This is a genomic window from Myxococcus vastator, assembly GCF_010894475.1.
In the GTDB taxonomy this organism is placed as follows: Bacteria; Myxococcota; Myxococcia; order Myxococcales; family Myxococcaceae; genus Myxococcus; species Myxococcus vastator.
Window position 1 is genome coordinate 1 of sequence record NZ_JAAIYB010000522.1, and the last position, 5,492, is coordinate 5,492.

The following is a 5,492-nucleotide window of genomic DNA, read 5'->3' on the forward strand; positions in this document are numbered from 1 at the left end:
AGATGAGGATGGGGCTGACAGGGCGTGGACTCACACTGGCGTTGCTCGTAACCGTCGGGACGGCGTGCCACGAGGGGGCGGAGACCCGCGCGGTGCAGGCCACCGCGGTGGTGGACACGAACCTCCTCGACTTTGGCGACGTGCCCGTGGGCGAGTGGCGGGAGCGGGAGGTCCGCATCCGCAACGTCGGGTACGTGCCCTTCTCCGCCCTGGACGCGCTGGGTCTGGCCAACAACCCCTCCTATGAAGTGGAGCTGGGCGAAGGCGGCGAGCGGGTGATGCCGGGCGAGTCGCACGTGGTGCACGTCCGCTTCCACCCGCTCACCGAAGGCCTGGCGACGGAGACGGTGCACGTCAAGACGGACGCCAACCAGGGCGCGGAAGCCCAGGTGCAGGTGATGGGCATGGGCACGCCCACCCAGATTGGCGTGGAGCCGCCCTTGCTGGACTACGAGACGCTCGAGGTGGACAGCGAGCGCACGCTGGACGTCACGGTGACGAACCCCGTGGACCTGCCGCTGACGCTGTCGGTGGCGGGCACGCACGCGGACCCCTTCACCGCGGACACCATCACCATTCCCCCGCTGTCGTCGCGCAAGGTGAGCACCCGGTACCTGCCCCGCGCGCTGGGGAGCATGGGCGCGCGCCTGGAGATTCTCTCCTGCGAGGGCTGCACGCCGTCCACCGTGGAGCTGAAGGGCAACTCGGTGCCCTCCGCCTTCGTGTTCGACCCGGCGCCCGTCCCCTTCGATTTGATTCCGGTGCATGAGCGCACGCAGTCGTACACACGGGCGCGCAACATCACCTGGCGCCCCGTCACCGTCGAGCGGCTGGTGACCAGCGACCATGCCTTCGTGCCAATCTCCCGGCCCGAGGGCTCCTCCGTCGGGCCGGGCGAAGTCGTCGAGATGCAGATGGAGTTCGCGGCGCGCTTCTCCGGTCCCAACGTGGGCGACCTCACGGTGCACTACACGTCCGACAAGGCGCGCGCGTCGCAGGTGATTCTGGACGCGCGCGGCGGCCGGCCCACGCTGGCGGTGACGCCGGTGTCGCTGGACTTCGGCGAGGTGCCGGTGGGCGGCAAGGTGGAGCGCGTCATCCGCATCACCAACGCGGGCACCAACGGCAACCTCCAGTTCGTCGGCGTGGCGGCGGGCGGCGACAGCCCGCAGTTCAGCGTGGATGTGCCCACGCGCGGCACCGAGGCCTATCCGTGGAGCGGCGGCGTCTGGCCCGTGCTGGAGACGACGCCCGGGCTGCCCATTGCCCCCGGCGCCGACGCGCTGGAGCTGAAGGTCTACTTCGAGCCCACCGCGGCGGGCACGTGGACGGCCGCGCTGCGCGTGCGCTCGGATGACATGTTCAACCCGGAGCGCGAAATCATCCTCACCGGCCGCTCGCGCGCCACCGCGCCGTGTGTGTACGAGCTGGTGCCGCAGCCGGTGATGGACTTCGGCAACGTGACGCCGGGCCGAGGCGCGGTGCTGGGCTTCCAGTTCCGCAACCCCGGCAGCGCCGAGTGCGCCGTGAAGGACATCCACATCAGCAACGACGGCGGCGGCGTCTTCTTCATGCCGGGCGGCCGGCTCACCGGCGGCGTGGTGCAGTACGACACGGGCTTTGGCGCCATGGTGGCCTTCCGGCCGCAGGCGGAGGGGGACTTCACCGGCGAGCTGCAGCTGACGGTGAGCAACCCGGCCGCGCCCACGGTGCGGCTGCCCCTCAAGGGCGTGTCCCGGCAGAGCTGCCTGGTGGCGACGCCGTCCTTCGTGGACTTCGGCCCCATCCGCTACGACTGCGCCGCGACGCCCCGGAAGACCTACGTGGCCAACCGGTGCAGCAGCCCCGTCACCGTGACGGGCGCGGACATCGGCAACGGCACCAGCAACCAGTTCTCGCTGGTGACGCCCATGACGGCGCCCGTCACCCTGGCGCCGGGCGAGGGCTTCGAGCTGGAGGTCGGCTACGCGCGCAACGTGCACGGCCAGCACTTCAGCCCGCTGTACCTGCGCACGCCCAACGAGCCCTCACCCTTCCTCGTGCCGCTGCTGGCGGAGACGAACCACGAGGGCATCCAGGTGGACCGCTACACGCAGGGCACCGACAGCCAGCTGGACGTCCTCTTCGTGGTGTCCAACACCACCACCATGCAGCAGTACCAGGACCGGCTGAAGGCGGCGGTTCCGCAGTGGCTGCAGACGGCCCAGACGAACGGCGTGGACGTGCGCGTGGGCGTCACCAGCACGGGCCTGGTGGCCCGGGGCCCCCAGTGCGGCGGCGGCGCCAACGGCGGCGAGGCCGGGCGCCTCTTCCCGGTGGACGGCAGCCGGCCCCGCGTGGTGTCCAGCACCAGCCCCAACGCGGTCGCGGACATCCAGGCCAACCTGGGCGTGGGCATGTGCCACAACCTGGTGCAGGGCCTGGAGACGATGCGCCAGGCGCTCTCCGCGCCCCTGTCCGAGCAGATGGACGACACGCGCACCCCGCAGCCCAATGACGGCAACTCCGGCTTCGTCCGCGCGGCGGCCCGCATGGCGGTGGTGGTGCTGGCCGACGAGGACGACAACTCCGGCTTCGGTCCGGAGAGCTACATCCAGTTCCTCCAGACGCTGAAGGGCACGGGCATGTCCCACCGCAGCCAGCTCTACGGCCTGGTGCCCACCGACTCCGGGTGCGCCACCGCGGGCAGTGGCTCGGCCCGCTTCACCGCCGTGGCCAACGGCACCGGTGGCCAGGTGGCCAACATCTGCGCCCAGAACTACGACGGGCTGCTGGAGCAGGTCATCCAGCGCGCAGGGGAGCCGCAGGCGGACTTCCCGCTCACCGCGGCGCCCACGGGCCTGGGGGAGATGGGCGTGCGCGTCCAGGGCCAGCCGGTGCCCGCGACGCAGTGGCTCTACGACGCGGAGCAGAACGCCATCGTCTTCCAGCCCGGGGCCATCCCCCTGGCCGGCCAGTCGGTGGAGGTCCGCTACCGCAGCGTCTGCGCGGCCCCGTAGGCCCGGCGGGGAGGTCCGGGGCACCCCGGACAAAACATGGAAGTCCCGGTGTTACAGGAAATGATGTGCCGTGGACTTCCGTGCCCCCACCCGGCGCGGCTATCGTGGCGGACGTCGTGGAAATATTCGGCCGCTACGAGCTGCTTCGGAAACTCGCCATTGGCGGCATGGGCGCCGTCTACCTCGCCCGGCAGAAGGGGCCGGTGGGGTTCCAGAAGCTGCTGGTGGTGAAGCGGCTGCTGCCCCACCTGTCCGAGGACGACGAGTTCATCGACATGTTCCTGGACGAGGGGCGCATCGCCGCGCACCTCAACCACCCCAACATCGCGCAAATCTACGACTTGGGAGACGTGGACGGGCAGTACTACATCGCCATGGAGTACGTGCATGGCGAGGCCGTGGGCCCCCTGGGCGCTCGGGCCCAGCAGCACGGCATCACGATTCCCCTGGGGCTCAAGTGCCGAATCATCGCGGACGCCGCCGCCGGACTGGACGCGGCCCACAACGCGCGCAGCCCTTCGGGCCGGAAGCTGGCGTTGATTCACCGGGACGTGTCCCCGCAGAACGTGCTGGTGGGCTTCAACGGCGGCGTGAAGCTCATCGACTTCGGCGTGGCCAAGGCGTCCGGGAAGCTGTCCCAGACGATTGTCGGCACCATCAAGGGCAAGCACGCGTACATGTCCCCGGAGCAGGCCCGGGGTGAGCCGCTGGACTCGCGCTCGGACGTGTTCGGCCTGGGGACGGTGTTCTACGAGCTGCTGACGCAGCAGCGCCTCTTCAAGCGCGAGACGGAGCTGGCCACGCTCAAGGCGGTGGTGGGCACGAAGATTGTCCCCCCGTCGGAGGTGGTGCCGGAGATTCCCAAGGCGCTGGACGCCATCGTCTTCAAGGCGCTGGCGCGCAAGCGGGACGACCGCTTCTCCACGGCGGGGGAGCTGCAGCTCGCGTTGGAGGAGTTCCTCCTCACGGAGAAACTGCACGCGACGACGGCGCACCTGGCGGCCTTCATGCGGGGCATGTACGCGGAGGAGCTGGAAGAGGACCGCTTCGCCACCGAGCCCACCGTCATCAACTTCGACCCGCGTCAGGCGGCCCGGGCCCAGGCGCGGCCCGCCGCCCCGGCCCGTCCGCCGGCCGCCGCGCCGGGTGCGAAACCCGCCCCGGCGAAGCGGCCTCCACCGAAGGGCCCCGGCGGACAGGGCGACGGCGGCAAGTAGCCCGCGGGCTAGAAGCTCTTCCCGTCCACCTTCATCACCGGCAGGCCGTCCAGCTCGACGCCGTCCAGGCAGCGGACGTTGATGGCGCGCATCTCCTTGCCATCCGGCATCGTGCCCTTGCCGAAGGAGCGGATTCCACACGTGCCACAGAACAGGTGGTGGATGGCCTTCTTGCCGAACTGGTAGTCGGTGACGTGCTCGGCCCCCTTCTGGAGGTTGAACTGCTCCGCGGGGGCGAAGGCCAGCAACATGCCCGCCTTCAGGCAAATGGAGCAGTTACAGGACAGCAGCGGCTGGCTCAGGTCCAGGCTCACGTCGTAACGGACCTGGCCACAGTGGCAACCACCCTCGTAGCGCTTGGATTCGGACATGCGCGCATCCTGCCCCAACGCGCGCGAGGGAGCGGCACGAAACGATGACGCCCGGCAGGCGCGGCTACAGGCTGGCCAGCGCCACGCGGTACAGCGCGCGGTAGCCCATGCGCGGCGCGGCCTCGAAGCGCTCCGCGTTGAAGATGTCCTTCAGCAGCGCCTGCCCGTCCGGCGACGACTGGAGGCTCAGCAGCGTGGACTCCAGCGAGCTCACCAGCTGCGGCTGCAGCCCCATGGCCACCGGGACCCCGTCGTTGGGGGCCTCGTCGGTGTACGCAATCAGCTCGAAGCGCCGGCCGGCGCCCGCGCCCAGCACGTCCTCCACGCCGGTGGCGAACGTCAGCCCCGTGGACGCCGGCGGGCAGAAGACGCTGGTGACGTCCGCCTTGCCGTCCAGCACCGACTCCAGCGCGCCCTGGTACGAGCCCGCGAAGTGCTGCGCGAAGAAGGCCCGCGTCGGCTCCAGGCCCTGCGTCTTGAGGTAGGCGGTGGGCAGCAGGTAGCCCGCCACCGAATCCCGGTCCACCCACGCGGCGGTGGTGCCCTTCAGCCGCTCCACCGTCAGCCCCGCGCCCGCCCGGCACACCAGGGCGGACCGGTAGGACGACATGCCCCGGCGCACGCCGCGCACCACCACGCGCACGCCCATGGCCTCCATGCGCGCGCAGACGAAGGGCGGGGCCCAGGCGGCGTCCGCGCGGCCGGAGAGCAAATCCTTGGCGAGCGTCTCGTAGCTGGACGCGACGCTCACCTCCACCAGCTTGCCCAGGGCGCGCTGGAGGAACGAGGCCAGGCGGTCTGCGCGCTCTCGCGCCGTCTCGCTGCCCAGGGAGGGGGGCAGCCCGAACCGGAAGGAATGCCGGGGCGTCGAGGGGGCTTGCAGGGTCATACGAACCCCTAACTAC

General features: G+C 70.7%; 4 protein-coding genes. 2 read left to right on the plus strand and 2 right to left on the minus strand.

All coding sequences use genetic code 11. From position 1 onward, the window contains the following. Positions 1-2: 2 nt before the first annotated feature. Positions 3-2,999 carry a choice-of-anchor D domain-containing protein gene (locus G4D87_RS32950; RefSeq protein WP_163786650.1) on the plus strand — a complete coding sequence of 999 codons (2,997 nt, stop codon included), beginning with the start codon at positions 3-5 and terminating at the stop codon, positions 2,997-2,999. Positions 3,000-3,064: 65 nt separating this feature from the next. Further along, complete coding sequence (locus G4D87_RS32955; protein WP_275902320.1) at positions 3,065-4,216, plus strand: serine/threonine protein kinase; 1,152 nt, start codon at positions 3,065-3,067, stop codon at positions 4,214-4,216. Between the two features lie 8 nt (positions 4,217-4,224). On the opposite strand, the gene G4D87_RS32960 is transcribed toward G4D87_RS32955, so the two are convergent. Next, a complete protein-coding gene (locus G4D87_RS32960; RefSeq protein WP_163786651.1) occupies positions 4,225-4,587 on the minus strand; it encodes a GFA family protein in 363 nt (120 codons plus the stop codon). A gap of 64 nt (positions 4,588-4,651) precedes the next feature. Next, a complete protein-coding gene (locus tag G4D87_RS32965; RefSeq protein ID WP_163786652.1) occupies positions 4,652-5,476 on the minus strand; it encodes a phosphate/phosphite/phosphonate ABC transporter substrate-binding protein in 825 nt (274 codons plus the stop codon). Positions 5,477-5,492 lie beyond the last annotated feature (16 nt).